We start from the raw sequence: 22,094 nt of genomic DNA, 5'->3' as shown, positions 1-22,094 counted from the left end.
TTAATAAAACTGAGGCTTCGTAAATGTGAGTTCGTTTGAAGCAACCGAGATGATAATTACGTTGCTTGTTGTGCTGGCATCGCATAACGCCGGGTCGATTTCCCGGCTTTGACTACCTGCCCCGGCACATCGTGGCCGATAAGGTCGGGGAGGGTGGCGGCGATCTCCAGTAGTGCGTCCAAGTCGACGCCGGTATCCACGCCCATGGCTTCAAACATATGCACTAAATCTTCGGTGCACACATTGCCGCTGGCGCCGGGGGCGAAGGGGCAGCCGCCCAGCCCACCTAATGAAGTATCAAAGCGGGTGATGCCCGCCTGCCACGCCGCTAGTGCATTGGCTAAGCCCATGCCGCGGGTGTTGTGGAAGTGCAGGGTAAATGGTGTTCCAGGCCAGCGTTCAAGCACGGCTTCACATAGGTGTTTGACCTGGGCAGGGTTGGCCATGCCGGTGGTGTCGCAGAGTGTGATGCCCTGAATGCCAAGGGCAATAAGCTTTTCAACAAGCTCTACTACCCGCGTTTCGGGTATCTCGCCTTCGAAGGGGCAGCCAAAGGCGGTAGAGAGCGAGGCGTTGATAAACACGTCGCTGCCTTTGCTGACCTCCAAGATCGCCGCAAACTGCTCTAGGGATTGTTCCGGCGTCATGCGCAGGTTGGCCAGCCCATGGCTGTTGCTGGCTGACATCACCAGATTGATTTCATCCACTTGGCAGGCAAGCGCCCGCTCGGTGCCTTTTACGTTGGGTACCAGCACCGTGATATCGACCCCTTCTCGACGCTGGATGCCGGTCACCACTTCAGCAGCATCGCGCAGGTTGGGAATCGCTTTCGGTGAAGTGAACGAAGTTGCTTCGATTCGCCGTAGGCCTGTGGTGGAGAGTGCGTCTATCCAGCGGATTTTCTCTTCCGTCGGCACAAAGCGCGCCTCAATCTGCAGGCCGTCCCGGGGAGCAACTTCGTTGATCTCTATCTTGGCGGGGCATGGTGATAACTGGTTCATAACTAACTCCCTAAATAATGCCCGCTTGGCGTAGTTTGGCGCGAGTTTCGTGGTCAATGCCCAGCTCGTCCAACACATCGTCGGTATGCTGGCCAAGCGCCGGGCCGCCGTCGCCAAGTCGCCCGGGGGTAGCGCTAAGCTTAGGCAGCACGCCGGGGACTTTGAGCGGTTTGCCGTTGGGGCGGGTAAAGGTTTGGATCATCTCGCGGGCTAAGTAGTGGGGGTCATGGGCGATATCTTCTGCAGTGTAGGGATAGCCTGCAGGAACGCGGGCTTCATCCAGGGCCTGCAGAATGGCATCCCTAGGGCGATCTTCCGTCCAGGCCTGAATCGCCGCATCAATCATCTCTGCTTGCTGGCTGCGCCCATCGTTGTGAGCCAGTGCCGGGTCGTTGGCGAGATCATCACGACCAATCACGCCCATTAAGCGCTTGAAGATGCTGTCGCCGTTACCGGCAATTAGCACGTAATCGCCATCCTGGCAGCGATAGGCGTTGGAAGGGGTAATGCCGGGCAGGGCGCTGCCGCTGGGTTCGCGCACCTGGCCGCTGGCATCGAACTCCGGCAGCAGGCTCTCCATCATGGCAAATACCGACTCATACAGCGCCACGTCGATCTCTTGGCCCAGGCCGCTGCGGTTGCGCTCCTGAAGAGCGAGTAGTGTACCGATGACGGCGTAAAGTGCGGAAAGCGAGTCGCCGATGCTCACCCCCACGCGTACCGAAGGCTCTCCCGGCTGGCCGGTGAGGTAACGCAGCCCTCCCATGGCTTCGCCAATCACCCCAAAGCCGGGCTTGTCGCGGTAAGGCCCGGTTTGCCCGTAGCCGGAAATATGCACCATGATCAGTCGTGGATTGAGTGTGGAGAGCGCTTCCCAGCCAAGCCCCCAGTCATCCAGCGTACCGGGGCGGAAGTTCTCCACCACCACGTCGGCCTCGGCGGCGAGCTTGCGCACCAGGTCTTGGCCCTCTTCGCTACGTAAATCCAGCGCCACAGAGCGCTTGTTGCGGGTTTGCACATGCCACCACAGCGAGGTGCCATCCTCTATCATTCGCCATTTGCGAAGTGGGTCGCCGGTGCCTGGCGGCTCAATTTTAATCACGTCGGCACCGAATTCGCCCAGCAGCTTGGTGGCGAATGGCCCCGCAATCAGTTGGCCAAGCTCTAGAACTTTTAAGCCCTTTAGCGGAAGCTGGCGCGCTTCGGAAGCATTCATTAAGGCTCTCTCTTATCATTGGATTATCACTATGTTGCCAGCATGCTTGAGCTTACTAGAGGGGACAATTAGGCAATGGGTAACAAAGGGTTCGTGGCTGGCGAAGGTGTGGGCTACCATAGTGAGCCTGCTTTAAAGGAGTCCGTTACATGCGCCGCTTCGATTTCGTCACCCTTAAACTGTTTATCTCCGTGGCGGATGAGGGGCGTCTGACGGCGGCTGCCGAGCGCGAACATTTGGCGCTTGCCGCGGTGAGCAAACGTATTAGCGACCTGGAAGCGCTGGTGGGTACAACGCTGCTCTATCGTCGCCCTCGAGGCGTGGAGTTGACCCCCGCAGGCCAAGCATTTCTGCATCATGCTCGGCGTATTATGGATAACATTGAACGTCTTAACGCAGAGCTTAGCGAATATGGTGAGGGCGTGCGCGGCCATGTGCGCATTCACTCCAATACCTCGGCAATTATTGCCTTTCTACCTCAGGATCTCAGCGCTTTTTCACGCCTCTATCCGGAAATTAAAATTGATCTACAGGAGCGGGTTAGCAGTGAAATCATTGCCGCGGTTCGCGATGGGCTAACCGACATTGGTATTTTCGCCGGGCATGTGGCGGCTCCCGACCTGCAGCAGCTCTCCTATCGGCATGATCGGTTAGTCCTCATGACGCCCATTGATCATCCTTTGGCTGAGCGTGAAAGCATCGCCTTTAACGAAGCGCTGGCGTTTGATTTTATTGGCTTACAGCAGGACGCTTCGCTGCAATCGCTATTGAATGAACAGGCCAACCTGGCCGGCAAAGCGCTGCATATGCGCATTCAGGTACGCAGCTTCGACGCTATTTGCCGCATGATTCACCATGGCATGGGCGTGGGGGTACTTCCCGAGCAGACCATCTACCGTGATCTGGGGGATTTGCAGCTCAAAAGCATTCCGCTCAGCGACCCATGGGCTCAGCGGGAGTTGGTCATTGGCATGCGCCGTTACGCCACGCTTCCGGTTACAGCTCGGCATTTAGTCGACCACCTCACTCAACATCGTCGGAATGGGAGCATACTCTAAAGCCAAGCCATCGTATTTGACGAAGCCAGCCTTCTCGAACGTCGATTTGAGACACTGGGCAGCTTGTTTCAAGATCAAACCAGCATCACACCCAATAACGACAACCGTAGAGAGTCCTCCCATGCGGAAACAACTACTTGCCACGCTGGCGACCCTAGGCATGCTAACGACGGCGCCGTTCGTCTTGGCTAACCCCATCGAAATTCAAGTCAACAACACTATGAGCGAAGGCGGTTCGGAAAGCGCCGCCGTTGAACGCTTTGCTGAATATTTAGAGGAGCAGGCACCAGGCCGCTTTGAAGTGCGTCCTTTTTTAGCCGGTTCTCTGGGCGGTGAGAACGCCGTGTTGGAACTGTTGAACCTGGGCCAAACCCAGCTCTCCATTACCGGTGGTAACTGGCGCCAGCAGTACGCGCCTGAATACGACGCCATTACGGTTCCCTTTGTGTTCACCACCTGGGATGAAGTAGACGCCTATATGGAGAGCCCTTCCGGCCAAGCGCTGGTGGAGAAAGCAGAAAGCCAGGGCGGCCTGAAATATTTTGGTTTGCAGCACCGTGGCCCCCGCCATATGACGGCGAATAAGGAGATTCACACACCGGAGGATCTGGAAGGTTTTCGCCTGCGCCTGCCTTCGCTGCCGGTATGGCTGGAAGTGTGGGAAGAGATCGGCGCTCAGGTAGTGAACGTGCCTGCGCCAGAGATTTATCTCGCCATGCAGACCGGTCAGGTAGATGGCCATGAGAACTCGCTCTCCTCCCCCTACACCCGTCGCCTATGGGAAGTACAGGACTACCTGATTATGACCAGCCACGTACAGTTTCCGTGGAGCTGGGTGGCCAGTTCGCGCTGGTGGGATGGCTTAGAAGCTGATGATCAGGCATTGATTGAAGAGGCGATCGACATAGCTCGTCAATACGGTTCAGAGCAAGAGCGTGAACTTGACGAGTTCTATCTAGAAGCACTTCAGGATGAAGGGATGACCGTCATTGAGCCGGATGTGACGCCTTTCCGCGAAGCGGCGTTACCGGCCATCGATCGTGTCATGGCTGACATGGCCGACGGTGTACGTGAAGACGCGCTGGGTAACGACAGCGAGTAACACGCGCTGGACAGAAATCACGGCGGCCCATTGGGCCGTCGTTGTTTTACAAGTCAAATAAGTCCTCATAGACGACCAAAAAGACGTTAGCTAAGGAGTTTTCCTGTGGAAGACGCGGTAGCGCCCGATAAGGGTCTGGATCGAATTGCTTTCTATACGCTGCGCGGCGTTACTCGTCTTTGCGACGGGGTGGGCGTGGCGCTTATAGCGGCTATTCTGCTGTTGATCGTAGCGGCCGTGATTGCCCGTGACCTACTGGGGCTAGGTATGCCCTGGACTGAAGAAGTGTCGTCAATGCTGGCGATTTACGCAATTGGTTTTGGCTCATTATCGGCGTGGGTGCGCAGCGAGCATCTGGTGGTAGACCTGTTTAGCCACAAGCTCTCAGGGCTGGGTAAAAATATCCAATATCGGCTCGCTGCGCTGATTTCTTGCGGTTTTCTTCTGCTCGCTGCCTGGGGCTCGTGGATCATGTCAGATATGAGTGCCAATAATAAAACGGTCTCGTTAAGCATCAGTTTTAGTTACCTCTACTACGGTGTTTTCTTCAGCTTTGCGGGCATGGCGCTGATTGCTCTGTGGCAATGCTTGCGTGGCCCAGTAGCGTGGTTGGACGCACCCCATAAAGAGGAGGCCTCTCAGCCATGACCGAACTTCTGATTTTTGTCGGTGGCCTCTTAGTGCTAATGGCGATTGGCTTGCCGGTGGTCGTCGCTATTGGCGTCACCTCGTTTATCGCCTTGGTATTTACCGGGACTGGCGGTTTGCCTGTCGAGCTTTTGCCGCTACGTATGGTGCAAACGCTCAATAATTTTACGCTGCTGGCGATTCCGCTGTTTATTCTGGCCGCCAATATTATGAATATCGGCTCCACCACTACGCGGATCTTTGACTTTGCCACCGCCTTGGTGGGCTTTACCAAGGGGGGCCTGGGCCACGCTAACGTGGTCGCCAGCTCTATCTTTGCCACCATGTCAGGCACTGCCGTGGCCGACGCTGCCGGGCTGGGTAGCATCGAAATCAAGGCCATGAAAGAGCGTGGCTATGCACTGGATTACTCTACCGGCATTACCGCCGCCTCCAGCGTTATCGGGCCGATTCTGCCGCCCAGCATCGCACTAGTCGTCTATGGCTGGCTGGCCAATGTAAGTATTGGCGGGCTGTTTATGGCGGGGCTGCTGCCGGGTGTTTTGATGGCGCTGCTGCTAATGGGCATGACCGTGCTGCTCGGTGCCACTGGCAAGGTGGTAATGCCAAAGCCAACCCCCTTTGATGCCTGTGAAGTGGCCCGCACTGGTAAGCGTGCCATTCTGCCGTTGATGATGCCGGCGATTATTGTCGGTGGCATTTGGGGCGGCTTTTTCACGCCGACGGAAGCCGGTGCGATTGCGTCGCTTTACGCGGTTATTCTGGGTGGTTTGATCTATCGGGATTTGAACTGGCGAGATCTCTACAGTGCCTTCCGTCGCACCCTGATGTTTAGCGCGGTGATCCTGCTGATTATTGCGGTTTCCAGCTTTTATGGCTGGATACTGGTGCGTATGGGAATTCCTCAAGCCTTGGCAGGCCAAGTCGCCAGCATCGATATGCCAACGTTTGCCCTGCTGCTCTGCTTCGCGCTGTTCTTTCTGCTGATCGGCTGCTTTATGTCGGTGATCGAAAGCATCCTGATTTTCACCCCGATTGTGGTGCCCGCAGCACTCAGTGCCGGGTTAGACCCCGTTCACTTTGGTATCGTGATGGTGATTACACTCTCGGTGGGGGTGATTACGCCGCCCTTCGGCACCGTGCTGTTTTTAATGGTGGGCATTACCCGGTTGCGCTACGGTCAGGTCGTTACGGCGATCATGCCGTTCTTACTGCCGATTATTGCCACCATTTTGTTACTAATCGCTGTGCCGGGATTGGCGACCTGGTTGCCGGGTATCATGGGGTATTGATTAAGGCGTAACTGGTAGAAAGCCCCGAGGGGCTTTTCCGCGGGGAAAGTGGGCGTTGTTATTGCTCCTCTGCAGGCAAAACCCTCCCTGGGTTCATCAGCCCTTTAGGGTCAAATAACGCTTTAACACCGCTGATCAACTCCCGCTCAAGTGGCGATAGCCGCGCTAAGTAAGGCGCTTGCTTGGTGCGGCCAATGCCGTGCTCGGCGCTGATGCTGCCGCAGAAGTCGTCAAGCACGTCAAATAGCCGCTCCTCCAGGTCATGCAAATGCGCTCTCTTGTCGCTGTCCGCCAGTGATACGGGCGGCAGGATATTGAAGTGCAGATTGCCGTCGCCCACATGGCCGTAGGCAATGATCTCGCAATCGGGGGAGGCGGCCATGACGACCTCGCTCGCACGGGTAACGAAGTCGGGTATCGCCGAGATAGGCACCGAGATATCGGTACGCAGATGCTCTCCGCGTCGCCGCTGGCCTTCCAGCATACTTTCGCGGAACTGCCACAGCTGGGCGGACTGGGTGTTGCTGGAGGCCAGCGCGCCATCCAGTACTAGCTCGCGCGCCATGCCGGTTTCCAGCAGCTGTTCCAACATCGAGCCTAAATCTACTGGCCCCGTGGCCGCGACTTCCATCAGCACGTACCAGGGGTAGGCGCTCTCCATCGGGTCGCGCAGCTCAGGTGTGGCCTCAATAGCAAGCTCGATGCAGCGGCGGGGAATCAGCTCAAAAGCGGTCAACAGATCGCAGCAGTCGCGGCGCGCCAAACCGTAAAGATCAATCACCGCCTGAACGGAAGGCAGGCCAAGCAGTGCGGTTCGGTTCTGGGTAGGGCGCGGTGAGAGTTTGAGTACCGCGCCAGTGACGATACCCAGGGTGCCTTCGCTGCCTAGGAACAGCTGTTGAAGGTCGTAGCCGCGGTTGTCCTTATGCAACGCGTTCAGGCTCTCCCAGACGCGCCCATCGGGCAGCACCACTTCAAGCCCCAGCACCAGCTCGCGCATCATGCCGTAGCGCAGTACGTTAAGCCCTCCCGCGTTGGTGGCAATATTGCCGCCGATTTGACAGCTGCCTTGGGCGCCTAGGGAGAGCGGAAAGTCGCAGTCATGATCAAACGCCGCCAACTTCACGTTCTCAAGAATACAGCCCGCGTCTACCGTGATGGTGAAGTTAACCGGGTCAATCGCGCGCACGCTGTTTAAGCGCTCCAAGCTGATCACCAGTTCCTGGCCGTTTGCGGCGGGCAAAGCGCCTGCCACCAAACCGCTATGGCCACCCTGGGGCGTCATGGCGACGCCTTGCTCATAGCAGCGCTTAACGACTTCGGCGACGTCCAAGGTACTGGCCGGGCGGGCCACCGCCAGCGGCATGCCTAATGTATCGCCCGCCCAGTCGCTGACGTAGCGGGCCATGGCCTCCGGCTCGCGCAGCAGACCGCGTTCGCCGAGCAGGCTGGTGAGTTCATCTAAAAAGGTGGTGGTGTCGATCATTAACTCTCTTCCTGCCAGGCCGCACCTTCCGGAAAGCGGTGCTTTGCTTGGGAATCAGTATGCATGGCAATGCTGTAACCCGGCGCCTCGGGCACCTGATAGCGGCCACGGTTGATGACCACCGGGTCGATAAAGTGCTCGTGAAGGTGATCCACATACTCAAGCACACGGCCCTCAAGGCTGCCGGATACTGCGATGTAGTCGAACAGTGAGATATGCTGGGTGTATTCGCAAAGCCCAACGCCACCGCCGTGAGGGCAGATCGGTACGCCGAATTTTGCGGCCATAAGCACCACTAAAATAACTTCGTTGAGTCCACCCAGGCGTGCCGCATCGAGCTGACAATAGTCGATGGCATCGGCCTGGAAGAACTGCTTAAACATCACTTTGTTATGGCAGTGCTCGCCGGTGGCAACGCCGATAGGCGCGACGCGATGACGTATCTCGGCGTGGCCGAGAATATCGTCAGGGCTGGTGGGTTCTTCGATCCATAGCGGATCGAATTCCGCCAGACGGCGCATTTTGGTGACCGTTTCGTCGACTTCCCATACCTGGTTGGCGTCCATCATTAGCACATTGTCCCAGCCGATCTCATCGCGGAGCAGCGCCGCGCGGCGGGCGTCCTCTTCGAGATCACCGCCAATTTTCTGTTTAAAGTGTGTCCAGCCTTCCGCCAGCGCTTCCCGGGCCAGGCTGCGCACTTTATCGTCGCTGTAGCCCAGCCAGCCTGCGGAGGTGGTGTAGGCGGGGTAGCCATCGCGGCGCATTTCGGTTTCCCGGGCTGCTTTGCCGGAGGATTGGCGACGCAGCAAACAGATCGCTTCTTCGGGCGTTAACGCATCGGTGACAAAGCGGAAGTCGAGACAGCGCACCAGCTGTTCGGGCGTCAGATCCACCAGCAGCTTCCAGACCGGTTTGCCCTCTTTTTTCGCCCACATATCCCACACGGCATTGACGATGGCGGCGGTGGCTAGATGGATCGCGCCTTTATCCGGGCCAATCCAACGTAATTGGCTGTCGCCGGTAATTTCCCGCCAGAAGGTACCCATATTGTCAGTAATTGAGGCAAGCGTTCGCCCTTCAATCAGCGGTGACAGCGACTGCAAGGCGGTGACGACAATCTCGTTGCCGCGACCAATGGTAAAGGTCAGGCCGTGCCCCTCAGGGCTACCGTCATCGGTGTGCAGGATAACGTAGGCGGCGGAGTAGTCCGGCGCGGCGTTCATGGCATCTGAGCCATCCAGCGAGCGCGAAGTAGGGAAACGAATATCCTGAATCTCGACGCGAGTAATGGTTGTCATTGTGCTCTCCTTGGCGTTGAGGCGGGTGGCGTATTGATTGATAAGAGGAGTATTAACGGCGTGCCAAGTGGCGCATCAGCTCGCGAATACCGTAGGTCCAGGGCGGCAACTGATCGCTCCTGCTTACCTTATTGACCAGGGCGCCCAGGGCCGGGGTGGCGATAGTGACGCGGTCATTCATATGATGAGTGAAACCTTGGCCTTTACCGTCGCGATCCTGAATCGGCGAGAACATAGTGCCGAGGAACAGCATAAAGCCGTCCGGGTATTGGTGGTGGTCGCCGATGGTTTGGCTGACCAGATCCAGCGGGTCGCGGCTGATTTCGCGCATATCGCTCTCGCCCTGAAGCAGAAAGTCGTCGTCTTCACCCTCTATACGCAGCGATACCTGACAGTTGCGCACGCTGTCGATATCGAAGTGGTCATCAAAGAGACGAATGAAGGGGCCAATAGAGCAGGATGCGTTGTTGTCTTTCGCCTTGCCGAGCAACAGCGCGCTGCGCCCCTCAACGTCGCGCAGGTTGACGTCGTTACCTAGGGTCGCGCCACGCACCTGACCACGGCTATCGACTGCCAGGACAATTTCCGGCTCGGGGTTATTCCACTGCGAAGACGGGTGTAAGCCCACCGGGGTTCCAAAACCTACCGAGGAGAGCGGCTGGGCTTTGGTAAATACCTCCGCGTCGGGGCCGATACCAACTTCCATATATTGCGACCAGCCGCCGCGGGCCTGTAGTGCTTTTTTAAGCGCCATCGCTTCTTCAGAACCCGGTGCAATCTTGGAAAGATCGCTGCCGATCAGTGCCTGCAAGTCGTCACGCAACTCGTCAGCACGGGCGGGATCGCCACCCGCTTGCTCCTCAATCACGCGCTCCATCAGGCTGACCGCAAAAGTGACGCCGCATGCTTTAACCGCCTGCACATCGCAAGGGGCGAGCAGGTAGGGCGCTTGCGCCGGAGACGCCTGGGAATTAGCCAAGAGTGTTTCCAAACTGCCCAGCGGCTTACCTTCAGCGCGTTTGACTACCTCTAGAAGGTCGTCGCGTTCAAGCAGGTCGGCCATGGTCGGGCCAAACTCGGTGATGTCGATGACTTGGCCATCGTGCACGGTAACCAGTGCGGGGCCAGCATGCGGGCTATCCAGCCATACACGGCCAACCAGCAGCGCGTTATCCAGGTCATTGGGAACGGCGTCAGTAACGGAAAGTGGGTTCATGCGTGCCTCCTGTAGTAATCATGGAACAGTGATAATGGAACAGTCATAAGTGAGTCTTTAAAAATGGTGCACGACTGGCGGTTGGTGCGCCATCGCCTATCCTGTTATGGATATCGTGTTGTATGACAGGTATGCCAGTTCATGCCTTACTCTAGCGCACCGCTCTATTTCGGGTCGATAGGTAAATCTGTCTAGATGACGGCGACTTCACCGAGCACGGCGTTCAACAATAAAAGCAAAAAAGCATTAAGGAGAATTTCATGTTAGACGAGTGGAAAGGCAAGCGAGTATTGATTACCGGGGCTAGCCGCGGAATCGGCGCCGCCGTGGCTAAGCAGTTGGGCGCGCTAGGGGCCCACGTGGCGGTGCACTATCACAGCAGTGAAGCGCCCGCCGAAGCGGTGGCGCAGGCTATTCGTGATGCAGGCGGCAACGCCTTTACCCTTAAAGCGGATGTCAGTCACACCAGTGAAACCCAAAAGCTTGTTGACGATGCTGCCGAGCGGTTAGGCGGTTTGGATCTGTTGATCAATAACGCGGGGGACATGATGGGCCGTGTTGGCTTGGATGAGATGGACGATGACCAATATGACCGGGTCATGGATCTTAATGTGCGCTCGGTGATCATGGCCAGCCGCGCAGCGCTGCCGCATTTTCGCCGCGCAGGGGGCGGGAATATTATTCACACCACGTCGATTGCCGCGCGCAACGGTGGCGGGGGTGGTGCCGGGTTATACGCCTCTGCCAAGGGGTTTGTAAGTACGATAACCCGCAATATGGCCAAGGAACTAGCGGGCGACAATATCCGCGTTAATGCCGTGGCACCCGGCACGATTGCAACTGACTTTCATGACCGCCACTCCAGTGAGGCGCATTTAGCCGCTGCTCGGGCTTCGATTCCCATGGGGCGCTTGGGCACGGCAGAAGAGTGCGTGGGTGCCTATGTGTTTCTTGGCACCGACACGCTGAGTGGCTATGTCAACGGCCAGATTATTGAGGTCAACGGCGGGCAGCTAATGCCATGAACACATTAACTGCCGATTATGCATCAAAGCAGTGTTATGAAATTGCCATCACCATGGGTGACCCCGCTGGCATCGGCCCGGAGATCATTTGCCGTGCGTTGAGTACGATGTCCGCCGCTGAACGAGCCATGGCCATGGTGATCGGCGACCCAGCTATTTATCATCGTGCGGCAGCAAGCGTCGGGGTCGAGCTCGACTTTGTGCCGTTGGAACAGATAGAAAGCGGTCAGGACAGTGTGGCCGTTGGGGTGGTCGAAGTGCCCGCAGGGGTAGAGATTCCCGATGGTCAAATCAGCGCCGGTGCAGGCGATATGGCGTTTCGCTGCGTTCAGAAAGCCGTTGAGCTGGTGCAGGCGGGGCGTGCGCAAGTGATTGTCACCGCCCCGTTGAATAAGGCGGCGCTGCACGAAGCGGGGCACCATTACGATGGCCACACCGGTATGCTCGCCTCGCTGACCGGTGCGCCCTCGTCGTTTATGCTGCTGGCGTCGGAGACGCTCTCTACCCTGCATGTTTCCACTCACGTATCGCTGCGCGACGCGATCGATAGAGTCACCCCAGAGCGCATTATCGCCACCGTGGAGGCAGGGCACGCGCACTTGGTAGCGCTAGGTATGCAGGCGCCGCGTATTGCCGTGGCCGGGCTCAATCCGCACTGCGGCGAAGGAGGGATTTTCGGTGACGAGGATAGCCGCTGTATCGCCCCGGCGGTGGAACGCTTGCGCGAGCGCGGTTTCGATGTGAGCGGGCCGATCTCGGCGGATACGGTGTTTTACCGCGCGTCGAAAGGCGAGTTCGATTTGGTCATCGCCCAGTATCACGACCAGGGCCATATTCCCGTCAAGCTGATCGCCTTTGATACCACGGTCAATGTCAGCCTCGGCTTGCCACTTCAGCGCACGTCTGTGGATCACGGCACCGCCTTCGACATTGCCTGGCAGGGCAAAGCCGATGCCACCAATATGGGGGCTGCGATTGCCTATGCCCGGCGGCTAGCCAGAGGCGCCAAGGCATGAGCGGTTGCCGATTGGCGATTATTGCCGATGATCTATCCGGGGCACTGGATACCGCGGCACCGTTTGCCGCGCGGGGTGGTGATGCCCGCGTGGTGATTAGTTTGGAGGCGTTAGCGGCGACGCTGGAAGCGTGGCAAGGCCAGTGGCCAGACGTAATCGCCGTGAACACTGAATCCCGTCATCTAAAGGCCGAGGAGGCGGCGCTTCGGGTGAGAGAGGCAGTTCGATTATTAACGCGCGCCACCCCAAAACAGTGGTTTAAAAAAATCGACTCAACCCTGCGGGGGCAGGTGATTGCAGAGTGCACGGCAGTGAGAGAAGCGCTTAGCCTACCTTTGCTGCTGGCGCCTGCGGTGCCGGCGCAGGGGCGAACTGTGCGTGATGCCCAGGTGTGGGTAGATGGGATTCCTCTTGCAGACACTGCCTACCAACAGGATGCGCGATCGGCGCCGCAGGTTGGCCCGATTGATCAGGCCTTTGCCGCTCATGGAGTGCCGCTGAAGCACCATCGGCCTGGGAGAGGAGCACCCTTTCCAAGTGCTGACTGCATCGTCGATACCGAGAGCGACGAAGAGCTCTCAGCCCTCTATAACGAATTAATAGCTGCTGGCGAAAGCCGCGTGATGATAGGAGCGGCGGGGCTGGCAACGGCTATCGCTCAGCGCAGCTTTGGGCCTCCTGATGCGCAATTTCGTGCGCTGAGTAACGTTGCCGCGGTGCTCTACGCCGTAGGCTCTAGAAGCCCTCGCGCTGCTGAACAGCTTGAGCAGCTGTGTCAACAGTGGCCTGACTTAGTCGTTATAAAAGCGTGCAGAAGATCCGTTGATGCCTCCTTGGCTACCCATGATTTACGTGTCTGCGTGGTAGTACCAGGCTGCAAGGAGGGCACTCTCACGGCGAGTGAGGTGGCGCAAGCAATGGCTGTTCAGGTAGCGAGTATTATCTCAACGCGGAACGCAGATGAGAGTCTGCTGTTTTTAACTGGCGGTGATATCGCCATGGCGGTGCTTAGTCAGCAGGGTGTGCATTATATCGTCGTTGAGGCTGAGTGGTCGCCGGGCGTAGCCCTGGGCTATTTGGATGGGGATCCTGCTCGCAGAGTGATGACTAAAGCGGGCGGCTTTGGCGACCCGCCGCTATTGGTGCGTTTACACTATCAGCTCGGTTCCAGGCTTGAATCTACATAAGCACTACTAAAATCCTTAGCTGGAGAGTTGCGCGATTGCAGGCGACCAACTAGGTTTGAAGCTGGTGGTATGATACGTATACAGCACTATGATCGGTTACGTTGGCGGCCACCGCTTAAATAATAACCAATAAATCACAATAAACAGCAGCACATCACAGTAACCAACAACAAATCTAATGGTTATGAGGAGTACACGATGAGCCATAAAAGCCCGCAACATCCCCGTATGTCCCACTTGCTAACCGCCACGCTGATCGCTGCAGGCATCGGTTTTGCAGGTGCCGTTCACGCTGCCGAAAACCTCCGCTTTGCCCATGTTTATGAAACGTCTGAGCCGTTCCACAAATGGGCGCTATGGGCCGCCGATGAGATCGAAGAGCGTACCGACGGTCGCTATACCATGCAGGTGCACCCCGCCTCTTCGTTAGGCAAAGAGGAGGATATTAACGAAGGGCTTGAACTGGGCACCGTGGACGTTATTTATACCGGCACCCAGTTTGCTGGCCGCTCCTATGGGCCCATTGGTATCGCGGGTGCTGCCTATATGTTCCGTGATTTCGATCACTGGCAGGCCTTTGCTGACAGCGACCTGTTCCAAGAGATTGCCCAGGGCTACCAGGATCAGACCGGCAACGTACCGATGGCGCTCAACTATTACGGTGAGCGCCATGTCACTTCCAATGAGGCGGTCAACGAGCCTGCTGATATGGAGGGCCTGAAAATACGCGTGCCCAACGCGCCGATGTACATGATGATGCCGGAAGCCGTTGGCGCCAATCCCACCCCCATCGCCTTTGATGAGGTCTACCTAGCCTTGCAGCAGGGCGTGGTGGATGCCCAGGAAAACCCACTGCCGACCATTCGCGCCAAGGCCTTTCATGAGGTTCAGGACTACATCAACCTAACCGGTCATATTACCGACTCGTTAATCACTATTGTGGGCGGGCCACGCTGGAACCAGCTTTCAGAAGAGGATCGTGAGATATTCCGCGAGGTTTTCCAGGAAGCCGCCGAGAACAACACCCAGGATATTCTCAAATCCGAGGAAGAACTGGTGGCGTGGTTCGAGGAGCAGGGTAACACGGTCAATGAAGTGGATCGTGAGCTCTTCCGTGAGGCGGTTATGCCTGCTCATAACGGCGATGCTGCCACCTGGGATGAGGAAACCTACGAACGTCTCCAGGCTATCGGCCAATAATCCAACCCTTTGATAACACTCCGCTCCTTTGAGCGGAGTGTTTGGAGTGTTGTGCCATGAGTGACACACGCGAAGACGTCCCGTCTGTCGTTGATCCAATGGTCGATTTTGAATCCGCCTTTGATGACACCCCATTCAGGATGAGTGATTACCGGATTGAAGATTTGGCGACCCTAATACTGTTCTGGGCGCTGATTTTAGTGGTATTCGCCCAGTTCTTTAGCCGCTATGTAATGGGTGACTCAATCGGCTGGACAGAAGAGATCGCCCGCTACCTGCTGATTGGGGTGGGGTTTATGGGCAGTGTCATGGCCGCCCGCAATGGCAGCCATATTATGGTGGAGTTCTTCTACCACTATATGCCTGCGTGGCAAGCGCTTTTGCTGGAGCGTCTAGTAAACCTTCTAAGTCTTACTTTCTATATAGCGATGGCGTGGGTGACCTATCAGCTGGCATCGCGCACCAATAGTTTGATGGTGTCTATCGATCTGCCCAAAAGCATCATCTATTTCACCGTGTGTGGGGCGTTTGTATTGATGGCGGTGCGTACCGTTCAACGGCTCTATCTCAAGTATCAACACCGTAACGATGATGTTTAAAGAGTGCTTTTCACTCCGCCATTTTTATTAAGAGGCCTGCTATGTCTCGATTAACTGTGATGCGCTGGCAAAAGCCACTCGTGTCGCCGCTGCTGGCGGCCCTTGCGGTGCTTGGTTGCGTGATTTTGCCGCTGATGGGCTACCATCTTGCGTTTCTGTTTTTCGCGCTCTTTACCATGCTGGTACTCGGCGTACCCATCGCTATTAGTCTGGCGGGCGCCTGCTTGATGTTTGTGCTGATCACCGGACAAGTGCCCAATATTGTGGTTGCCCACCGCATGATTAATGGTATTGACAGCTTTCCACTGCTGGCGATTCCCTTTTTTATCTTTGCCGGTAGTTTGATGAACAACGGCGGGATTACTGAGCGCATTTTCAATTTTGCCAAGGCGTTAATGGGTTGGATGCGTGGCGGGCTTGGGCACGTTAATGTTGGCGCCAGCATCGTATTCTCTGGGATGTCCGGTGCGGCGGTGGCGGATGCCGGTGGCCTTGGCATGATCGAAGTAAAAGCCATGAAAGACGCCGGTTATGATGAAGAGTTTGCGGTAGGCATTACCGCCGCGTCATCAACTATCGGGCCAATCATTCCGCCTAGTCTGCCGATGGTGATTTACGGCGTGATGGCCTCCGCCTCGGTGGGCCAGCTGTTCGCAGCGGGGCTGGTTCCTGGGCTGCTCATGGGCGCCATGCTGATGCTGATGATCTTTATTATCTCGCGTCGGCGCGGCTATCAGCGCGATGCGGTGTTCTCGATGGGGGTGCTAGGCCATACCTTTAAGCGGGCTTTCTTATCGCTAATGACGCCGGTCATTATCGTTGGCGGTATTATTAGTGGGGCTTTTACACCCACCGAGGCGGCAGTGGCCGCGGTGTTCTACGCGCTGCTACTGGGCGTGGTGGTTTATCGCACGCTGACTTGGCGCAAGCTTTTGAAAGTCAGCATGGAAACCATCGAGACCACCGCCGTCATTCTGTTCATTGTCTCTTCAGCGTCGATCTTTGCCTGGATTCTCACCAGTAATCAGGTCACTCAGAACGTGATTGCCCTAATGGGCCCCTTTGCCGACAGCAAGCTTGCGGTGCTGATGATGGCAAACATTGTGCTGATTATCGTTGGCTGTTTTATGGAAACCATCGCCGCGATCACTATTTTAGTGCCCGTTTTGCTGCCGATGGCGGTTGCCGTAGGCGTAGACCCGGTGCATTTTGGGGTGATTATGGTGCTCAACCTGATGATAGGGTTGCTGACCCCGCCGGTGGGCATGGTGCTCTACGTGCTCTCTCGGGTCTCCAATGTCAGCTTTGAGCGCTGCATGCGCGGCACCATGCCGTTTCTTATCCCCTTGGTAGTCTGCCTACTCTTGGTCACCTTTATTCCGGCGATCTCTATGTGGCTACCCACACTGATTTATCGTTAAGCAGTGTCGAGAACGGTTTAATATTAAGACCAGGAGTACGTGGCCCATGACTGATCCGTCACCAGAGTTTCGCGTTGCGCGCGAAGACCTTCATCGCTTTATGCAAGCTGCACTTGGGGCTGCGGGAGCTGATCAGGCATCGGCAGAGGCCGTAACCCGCGCCCTGGTCACAGCCTCGCGGATGGGCACCGACAGCCACGGCTTGCGCCTGCTGCCCCACTATTTGCAGGCGCTCAAAGGCGGGCGTATCAACGGGGCGCCTAACATGCGATTTCAACAGCGCTTGGCCGCAACGGGGTTTTTAGACGCGGACGATGGGCTAGGCCACCTGGCGGGTTATACCGCGATGGAACACGCCATGGAAATGGCGGCAGAGGTCGGTATAGGTGCTGTCGCTGTAGGTAACTCTTCTCACTTTGGTGCAGCGGGCTGCTATGCCTTAGCGGCGGCTGAACGCGGTTATCTGGGAATGGCGTTTTGTAACTCCGACCCCTTCGTGCTGCTGCATGAGGGCGCCAAGCCTTTTCATGGCACCAACCCCATCGCCTTTGCAGCACCCGTGGCGGGTGAGGCGCCGTATCTGCTGGATATGGCCACCAGTGCGGTACCCTGGAACCGTGTACAGCAGTACGGCGCCATTGGTCGTGAACTGCCGGATCAGGTAGCCGCCGATGCCAACGGGCAGGTAAGCCGCGTTCCCAGCGAGGTGGCAGCTCTGCTGCCGTTAGGCGGCAGTGCCTTCGGTTTTAAAGGCGCCGCGCTGGGCGGCATGGTGGAAATCCTAAGCTCAATGCTATCGGGTATGCAGCACGGCTTTAAACTGCTCCCCATGGGCGGGCCAGATATGGCCACGCCGCGTGGAGTAGGGCATTTTTTCCTGGCCATGAACCCCGATGCGTTTGTAGACGAAGGTACTTTCGCGCGCGGGTTAGCTGAGTACTTGGCCGACCTTCGTGCCCAGCCTGCCGCCGAGGGGGCAGAGGTGCTAGCACCGGGTGATCGCGAATGGCGCTGCCAGAGCGAACGCGATACCGAAGGCATCCCGCTCGATTCCGCCAATCAGTTAGCCTATGCCGAGATTGCTAAACAGTATCAAATAGCGCCGCTCACTCAACTCTGTTAAAACCGGTTTGAAGGATAATGGCTAAAAATGCAGTAAAATGGCGGAAAATTCCAGGTTAACCAGGGGTGACTGCCTATGAGCAGATACCGGATCGAGCGAAAAACGCTGTCCGAACAGGTCGCTGAGCAGCTCGAGGCGGAGATCCTCGAAGGGCGGCTAAGTGAAAATGATCAACTGCCTTCAGAGAGGGAGTTGATGGAGCAGTTTGGTGTTGGCAGGCCAGCGGTGCGCGAAGCGCTGTTCCATCTTCAGCAACTTGGGCTAATTGCCATCAACAGCGGCACCCGTGCCAGGGTGATTCGCCCCACTGCCGAAGCGGTGATGGCCAGGCTCTCCGGGGTGACCCGGCAACTGCTTTCCAAGCCCGATGGCCAGCAATACTTTCAAGAAGCGCGGGCTATGTTTGAAATTTCATTGGCGCGCTATGCCGCGCGTAATGCCAGTGAGGAAGATTTGGCCAGATTGCGCGATGCGTTGGCCGATAATCGCGATGCTATTGGGGACGAGGCGCGCTTTAAACGCTCTGACAATGATTTCCATGGGGTGCTGGCAAGCATTGGCCGCAACCCCATTTTTGATGCCATGCATTTGGCGCTATCGGAATGGCTGGACGACCGACGTGCCCAGGTGTTGCAACAAAAGGACGAGGATAAAGCTGCCACCGCCGCGCATACCGAAATCATTGAGGCCATTGAGTCGCGTGACCCCGATGCAGCCGAAGCGGCGATGCGACGCCACCTCGACCGCCACTATGGCACCTACATGCAGCTCAAGAAGCGCCTAGCGCCTGATTGATCCGGCGTATTTTGCTGCTAGAGAGACACGCCTCGCTTCCAGGGAATAAAGTCGTACTGAGCAAGCGACACCGCACGCGGCCGGTAACGTCCAACTGGCCGCTGTCACTGGCAATGGCTGGCTCATGGCAAGGCCCCAGTGGTGGGTTAGCGAGGTTTCTCCGCCTTTTGAATCAGCGCTGCTGATCAGCTACGACGGTCTGGTGCTGCTCACCGAGCCCTTGGATACCCAGGCGCATGCGCTGGCCGGGTTTTAGGTAAACCGGCGGCTGTTGGCCCATACCGACACCGGGCGGCGTGCCGGTGGAGATCACATCGCCCGGCTGTAGGCTCATAAAGCGGCTTAAGTAGCTGACCAGAAAAGGAATCTGATAGACCATGGTGCGGGTGTTGCCATCCTGGTAGCGCTTGCCATCCACCTCAAGCCACATGTCGAGCTGGTGGGGGTCTGCCACCTCGTCGGGGGTGACTAGCCACGGGCCTAGGGGGCCGAAGGTATCGCAGCCCTTGCCTTTGTCCCAGGTGCCGCTGCGTTCGAGCTGAAAGGCGCGTTCGGAAACATCATTGACCACGCAAAAACCAGCGACGTGCTGCATAGCATCGGATTCGTCGATGTAGCGTCCGGCTTTGCCGATCACCACGCCAAGCTCTACTTCCCAATCGGTTTTCTCGGAATCGCGGGGAATGATCACCTGGTCATTCGGGCCGCAGATGGCGCTGGTCCATTTATTGAAGATCACCGGCTCCGGGGGAACCTGCGCACCGGTTTCGGCGGCATGATCCGAGTAATTCAGGCCAATACAGATGAACTTGCCCACACCCGCAACGCAGGGGCCAATGCGCGTCTCCGCGGGTATCTCCGGCAGGCTGGCGGCATCCAGCGCAGCAAGCCCTTCGAGGATGCGGCGGTCAAGAGATTCACCGGACAGGTCGGTGATATGAGCCGACAGGTCGCGGATTACCCCATTGTCATCCATCAGGCCGGGCTTTTCATGGCCGCACGGGCCGAAGCGTAATAGTTTCATTGGTCGGTTCCTTGGTTTACATGATCAGATCAGCCAGCCACCGTCGATAATCTGGGCGGTGCCGGTGGTATAGGCGGACTCATCGGCGGCCAGGTAGGTGGCAAGGGCGGCAATTTCTTCCGGGCTGCCAAGACGTCCCTGAGGCTGTCTGGCGATAAATTCGGCGTAGACATCCTCATCTTTTCGCCCCTGCCGCTTGGCTTGTTCGCCAATGCGCTGGCGCAGCGAGGGCGAGTCCACTGTGCCTGGGCAGATGGCGTTGCAGCGAATTCCCTGGCCAATATAGTCGGCGGCCACCGACTTGGTCAGGCCGAGTACTGCGGCCTTGGTGGTGCCGTAGGCGCAGCGGTTGGGCACTCCTTTGAGGCTAGAGGCCACCGAGGCCATGTTGATAATACTGCCGCCGCCACTATCGAGCATGGCAGGCAGAAAGGCGCGAATCATGCGCATCATCGCCATCACGTTCAGTGATAGCGAGAGCTCCCAGTCATCGTCGCAGCCATCCAGCAGCGAGCCATTAGCCACGTAACCGGCGCAGTTAAAAAGTATGTCGATGGCGCCTAGCTCGGCGGCCAGCCCCTTGATGGCGGACTCATCCAGTACGTCGAGTCGGCGCGTGGTGATGCCATTGACGTTGGCCAGTTGGTCGAGGCTTTGGGTATTGATGTCGGTGGCAATGACCTGAGCGCCCTCTGCGGCGAAGTGCAGCGCTGTGGCCCGGCCAATGCCTTGGCCTGCAGCAGTGATCAGTGCCGTCTTGTCTTTAAGTCGCATGGCGGTTCCCGGTGCTATTGTTATTGATTCAGTACGGTTGTTAACCCGGTACTGCTATTGATCCGGTGATGATCGCTTGTTGGTTGCTAGGTTGATAATGAACAGTTATGTGGTATGACAGGATGCTAGCATGATGTTTGGCTAAGTATGGCCTAGTTGCTGACAGTTGCCAATATTCTGGGGGACATAATGAAACGCAAAAGGGACAGCCGTGGCTGTCCCTGTCAATGCTTTTGAGTATTTTCTGTTAAGCGGTGAATGAAGGGAAAGGACTCAACGCTGAAGGTGGTTACTCCGTCATTGATGATTCAGCAATGCGCTGAAACTCAGCCACTAGGTCTTCACCAATGCGCGGCGCCCACTCTTCGTAAACCGGCTGCACGGCTTCCTGGAAAGCGGCAATCTGCTCGTCATCAAGACGGGTAATTTGCATGCCGCGCTCTTCAAGTTGATCCCGCGCCCAGTCGTCGTACTCGCTGGAAAGCTGGATTTCGTAATCCGCTGCCTGCAGCGCGGCGTCCTGAATCAGCTCCTGATACTCGGGGTCGAGGCGATCCCAGGTACGCTGCGAGATCATCTTGATGAAAGGGGTGTAGACATGGCGGGTTTCTGAGCCGTAGTCCTGCACTTCATGGAAATTGGAGGTCAGAATGGTGCTCCAGGGGTTCTCCTGGCCATCAACAACGCCCTGTTCCATGGCGGAGAAGAGTTCACCAAAGGCCATGGGGGTCGGATTGGCGCCCAGGGCTTCCCAAATCGCCAGGTGCACCGGGTTCTCCATGGTGCGAATCGACAGGCCACGAACGTCTAGGCCTGCCACATCTTCTGGAGAAGAGACTTCCCGAGCGCTATTGGAGAGCTGGCGGAAGCCGTTTTCAGAGAATGCCAGGGCTTTCAGACCGGTGCCATCGAAGGCGTCGAGCATCTCCTGGGCAGCATCGCTACGCATGGCCTCGACAGCCGCCTCTCGGGTAGGTAGTAGGAAGGGGAGGTCGAAAACCGCTAACTCTTCAACATAGCCGGTGGCGGGAGAAGACGACGGGTAAGTCATATCCAGCGTCCCGGTCTGCAGCATCTCCATCATCTGCACGTCGTCGCCAAGCTGGCTGTTGGGGAAGATGTTGACGGTAATACGGCCTTCACTGCGCTGGTCAAGAATATCCGCGAAGTACTGGCTGGAGATGTACTGAGGCGAGCTTTCCGCTAAGCCAAGCCCCATGCGCAGTGTAACGCTGCCATGATCGCCCACCGTCTCGCCTTCGATTTCAGGCGGGTCGGAAAGGTCGGGCGTTTGCCCGTAAGCGATGCCTGAGCTGAGCAGCGTGGCGCCGGTCAATAGTAAGGTGCGTTTCCAAAGATGGTGCATAGTCGTCACTCTCCTGGGATGCAGCAGGTCGCTATGCAAAGGTATGCAAAGGGTATCTTAGCAGCGAACTGCAGCGTGGTTACTGTTGTTGTTGTGGGTAAGCTATTGTTGTGTGTAGCAGCACTCACTCTTAGAGGATGCCGTACCGCAAACCGCCAAGGTGAATGTCTAACGTTTTTCCTATATGTTCAACATATACTTTTGTATGTATCGACGTTAGAGCGAAGAAAGCGTACCGTCGTGA

20 protein-coding genes are annotated in these 22,094 nt (G+C 57.0%); 12 read left to right on the top strand and 8 right to left on the bottom strand.

From position 1 onward, the window contains the following. Positions 1-56 precede the first annotated feature (56 nt). Together ACFIOZ_RS18420 and ACFIOZ_RS18415 are read right to left on the bottom strand one after the other, a co-directional pair. Complete coding sequence (locus tag ACFIOZ_RS18420) at positions 57-1,001, bottom strand: hydroxymethylglutaryl-CoA lyase (protein ID WP_386080270.1); 945 nt, start codon at positions 999-1,001, stop codon at positions 57-59. Between the two features lie 10 nt (positions 1,002-1,011). Next, complete coding sequence (locus tag ACFIOZ_RS18415) at positions 1,012-2,217, bottom strand: CaiB/BaiF CoA transferase family protein (RefSeq protein WP_386080269.1); 1,206 nt, start codon at positions 2,215-2,217, stop codon at positions 1,012-1,014. A gap of 149 nt (positions 2,218-2,366) precedes the next feature. On the opposite strand from ACFIOZ_RS18415, the gene ACFIOZ_RS18410 reads away from it, so the two are divergent. From ACFIOZ_RS18410 to ACFIOZ_RS18395, 4 genes are all read left to right on the top strand, one after another. Next, on the top strand, positions 2,367-3,275 hold the full coding sequence (locus ACFIOZ_RS18410) for a LysR family transcriptional regulator (protein WP_386080267.1): 909 nt from the start codon (positions 2,367-2,369) through the stop codon (positions 3,273-3,275). 121 nt (positions 3,276-3,396) lie between these two features. Next, entirely contained in the window at positions 3,397-4,377 is a 981-nt protein-coding gene (locus ACFIOZ_RS18405; RefSeq protein WP_386080266.1) for a TRAP transporter substrate-binding protein, read from the top strand. 105 nt (positions 4,378-4,482) lie between these two features. After that, a complete protein-coding gene (locus ACFIOZ_RS18400) occupies positions 4,483-5,025 on the top strand; it encodes a TRAP transporter small permease (protein ID WP_386080264.1) in 543 nt (180 codons plus the stop codon). Beyond that, positions 5,022-6,317 carry a TRAP transporter large permease gene (locus ACFIOZ_RS18395; RefSeq protein WP_386080262.1) on the top strand — a complete coding sequence of 432 codons (1,296 nt, stop codon included), beginning with the start codon at positions 5,022-5,024 and terminating at the stop codon, positions 6,315-6,317. Before ACFIOZ_RS18400 ends, ACFIOZ_RS18395 begins: the two co-directional genes overlap by 4 nt. A gap of 58 nt (positions 6,318-6,375) precedes the next feature. Here the strand turns inward: ACFIOZ_RS18395 and ACFIOZ_RS18390 are convergent, their stop codons facing one another. Genes ACFIOZ_RS18390 through ACFIOZ_RS18380 form a run of 3 tightly spaced genes read right to left on the bottom strand, consistent with a single transcriptional unit; the run spans position 6,376 to position 10,320 of the window. Further along, entirely contained in the window at positions 6,376-7,803 is a 1,428-nt protein-coding gene (locus ACFIOZ_RS18390; RefSeq protein ID WP_386080261.1) for an FAD-binding oxidoreductase, read from the bottom strand. Further along, complete coding sequence (locus ACFIOZ_RS18385) at positions 7,803-9,104, bottom strand: L-fuconate dehydratase (protein WP_386080259.1); 1,302 nt, start codon at positions 9,102-9,104, stop codon at positions 7,803-7,805. Before ACFIOZ_RS18385 ends, ACFIOZ_RS18390 begins: the two co-directional genes overlap by 1 nt. 52 nt (positions 9,105-9,156) lie before the next feature. Beyond that, positions 9,157-10,320, bottom strand: a complete 1,164-nt coding sequence (locus ACFIOZ_RS18380; RefSeq protein WP_386080258.1) for a fumarylacetoacetate hydrolase family protein — start codon at positions 10,318-10,320, stop codon at positions 9,157-9,159. 260 nt (positions 10,321-10,580) lie between these two features. Between ACFIOZ_RS18380 and ACFIOZ_RS18375 the strand changes: the two genes are divergently transcribed. The 8 genes from ACFIOZ_RS18375 (at position 10,581) to nanR (ending at position 18,686) form a co-directional block, all read left to right on the top strand. After that, complete coding sequence (locus tag ACFIOZ_RS18375) at positions 10,581-11,345, top strand: SDR family NAD(P)-dependent oxidoreductase (protein WP_386080256.1); 765 nt, start codon at positions 10,581-10,583, stop codon at positions 11,343-11,345. Then, positions 11,342-12,361, top strand: coding sequence for a 4-hydroxythreonine-4-phosphate dehydrogenase PdxA (gene pdxA / locus ACFIOZ_RS18370; protein WP_386080255.1), 1,020 nt, complete (start codon positions 11,342-11,344; stop codon positions 12,359-12,361). The genes ACFIOZ_RS18375 and pdxA overlap by 4 nt, the downstream gene beginning before the upstream one ends. Continuing rightward, a complete protein-coding gene (locus ACFIOZ_RS18365; RefSeq protein ID WP_386080253.1) occupies positions 12,358-13,548 on the top strand; it encodes a four-carbon acid sugar kinase family protein in 1,191 nt (396 codons plus the stop codon). The genes pdxA and ACFIOZ_RS18365 overlap by 4 nt, the downstream gene beginning before the upstream one ends. A 198-nt stretch (positions 13,549-13,746) precedes the next feature. Next, entirely contained in the window at positions 13,747-14,748 is a 1,002-nt protein-coding gene (locus tag ACFIOZ_RS18360) for a sialic acid TRAP transporter substrate-binding protein SiaP (protein WP_386080251.1), read from the top strand. A gap of 56 nt (positions 14,749-14,804) precedes the next feature. Then, positions 14,805-15,347, top strand: a complete 543-nt coding sequence (locus ACFIOZ_RS18355) for a TRAP transporter small permease (protein ID WP_386080250.1) — start codon at positions 14,805-14,807, stop codon at positions 15,345-15,347. A 41-nt stretch (positions 15,348-15,388) separates the two neighbouring features. Further along, the gene (locus ACFIOZ_RS18350) at positions 15,389-16,768 is read left to right on the top strand and encodes a TRAP transporter large permease (RefSeq protein ID WP_386080248.1); all 1,380 of its coding nucleotides are present in this window, start codon (positions 15,389-15,391) and stop codon (positions 16,766-16,768) included. 46 nt (positions 16,769-16,814) lie between these two features. After that, positions 16,815-17,891 (top strand): Ldh family oxidoreductase, encoded by a 1,077-nt coding sequence (locus ACFIOZ_RS18345; RefSeq protein ID WP_386080247.1) that lies wholly within the window; start codon positions 16,815-16,817, stop codon positions 17,889-17,891. Between the two features lie 75 nt (positions 17,892-17,966). Beyond that, a complete protein-coding gene (gene nanR, locus ACFIOZ_RS18340) occupies positions 17,967-18,686 on the top strand; it encodes a transcriptional regulator NanR (protein WP_035580639.1) in 720 nt (239 codons plus the stop codon). 172 nt (positions 18,687-18,858) lie between these two features. Here nanR and ACFIOZ_RS18335 read toward each other — a convergent pair whose 3' ends face one another. The 3 genes from ACFIOZ_RS18335 to ACFIOZ_RS18325 all read right to left on the bottom strand — a co-directional run bounded on the left by ACFIOZ_RS18335 (position 18,859) and on the right by ACFIOZ_RS18325 (position 21,850). Continuing rightward, entirely contained in the window at positions 18,859-19,710 is an 852-nt protein-coding gene (locus ACFIOZ_RS18335) for a fumarylacetoacetate hydrolase family protein (protein ID WP_386080245.1), read from the bottom strand. 24 nt (positions 19,711-19,734) lie between these two features. Then, positions 19,735-20,484 (bottom strand): SDR family oxidoreductase, encoded by a 750-nt coding sequence (locus tag ACFIOZ_RS18330; protein ID WP_386080243.1) that lies wholly within the window; start codon positions 20,482-20,484, stop codon positions 19,735-19,737. A 289-nt stretch (positions 20,485-20,773) separates the two neighbouring features. Continuing rightward, complete coding sequence (locus tag ACFIOZ_RS18325) at positions 20,774-21,850, bottom strand: TRAP transporter substrate-binding protein (RefSeq protein ID WP_386080241.1); 1,077 nt, start codon at positions 21,848-21,850, stop codon at positions 20,774-20,776. Positions 21,851-22,094: the final 244 nt, after the last annotated feature.

Origin of the sequence: Vreelandella sp. F11 (assembly GCF_042466685.1) — a bacterium.
Classification (GTDB): Bacteria; Pseudomonadota; Gammaproteobacteria; order Pseudomonadales; family Halomonadaceae; genus Vreelandella.
The sequence above is the reverse complement of the archived record's forward strand: the minus strand, read 5'-3'. Positions and strand labels throughout refer to the sequence as shown.

What these genes read in the sequence shown, in the direction of transcription:
- ACFIOZ_RS18420 (WP_386080270.1), bottom strand. Translation starts at nt 1,001, where the DNA reads ATGAACCAGTTATCACCATGCCCCGCCAAGATAGAGATCAACGAAGTT.
- ACFIOZ_RS18415 (WP_386080269.1), bottom strand. Translation starts at nt 2,217, where the DNA reads ATGAATGCTTCCGAAGCGCGCCAGCTTCCGCTAAAGGGCTTAAAAGTT.
- ACFIOZ_RS18410 (WP_386080267.1), top strand. Translation starts at nt 2,367, where the DNA reads ATGCGCCGCTTCGATTTCGTCACCCTTAAACTGTTTATCTCCGTGGCG.
- ACFIOZ_RS18405 (WP_386080266.1), top strand. Translation starts at nt 3,397, where the DNA reads ATGCGGAAACAACTACTTGCCACGCTGGCGACCCTAGGCATGCTAACG.
- ACFIOZ_RS18395 (WP_386080262.1), top strand. Translation starts at nt 5,022, where the DNA reads ATGACCGAACTTCTGATTTTTGTCGGTGGCCTCTTAGTGCTAATGGCG.
- ACFIOZ_RS18390 (WP_386080261.1), bottom strand. Translation starts at nt 7,803, where the DNA reads ATGATCGACACCACCACCTTTTTAGATGAACTCACCAGCCTGCTCGGC.
- ACFIOZ_RS18385 (WP_386080259.1), bottom strand. Translation starts at nt 9,104, where the DNA reads ATGACAACCATTACTCGCGTCGAGATTCAGGATATTCGTTTCCCTACT.
- ACFIOZ_RS18380 (WP_386080258.1), bottom strand. Translation starts at nt 10,320, where the DNA reads ATGAACCCACTTTCCGTTACTGACGCCGTTCCCAATGACCTGGATAAC.
- ACFIOZ_RS18375 (WP_386080256.1), top strand. Translation starts at nt 10,581, where the DNA reads ATGTTAGACGAGTGGAAAGGCAAGCGAGTATTGATTACCGGGGCTAGC.
- pdxA (WP_386080255.1), top strand. Translation starts at nt 11,342, where the DNA reads ATGAACACATTAACTGCCGATTATGCATCAAAGCAGTGTTATGAAATT.
- ACFIOZ_RS18365 (WP_386080253.1), top strand. Translation starts at nt 12,358, where the DNA reads ATGAGCGGTTGCCGATTGGCGATTATTGCCGATGATCTATCCGGGGCA.
- ACFIOZ_RS18360 (WP_386080251.1), top strand. Translation starts at nt 13,747, where the DNA reads ATGAGCCATAAAAGCCCGCAACATCCCCGTATGTCCCACTTGCTAACC.
- ACFIOZ_RS18355 (WP_386080250.1), top strand. Translation starts at nt 14,805, where the DNA reads ATGAGTGACACACGCGAAGACGTCCCGTCTGTCGTTGATCCAATGGTC.
- ACFIOZ_RS18350 (WP_386080248.1), top strand. Translation starts at nt 15,389, where the DNA reads ATGTCTCGATTAACTGTGATGCGCTGGCAAAAGCCACTCGTGTCGCCG.
- ACFIOZ_RS18345 (WP_386080247.1), top strand. Translation starts at nt 16,815, where the DNA reads ATGACTGATCCGTCACCAGAGTTTCGCGTTGCGCGCGAAGACCTTCAT.
- nanR (WP_035580639.1), top strand. Translation starts at nt 17,967, where the DNA reads ATGAGCAGATACCGGATCGAGCGAAAAACGCTGTCCGAACAGGTCGCT.
- ACFIOZ_RS18335 (WP_386080245.1), bottom strand. Translation starts at nt 19,710, where the DNA reads ATGAAACTATTACGCTTCGGCCCGTGCGGCCATGAAAAGCCCGGCCTG.
- ACFIOZ_RS18330 (WP_386080243.1), bottom strand. Translation starts at nt 20,484, where the DNA reads ATGCGACTTAAAGACAAGACGGCACTGATCACTGCTGCAGGCCAAGGC.
- ACFIOZ_RS18325 (WP_386080241.1), bottom strand. Translation starts at nt 21,850, where the DNA reads ATGCACCATCTTTGGAAACGCACCTTACTATTGACCGGCGCCACGCTG.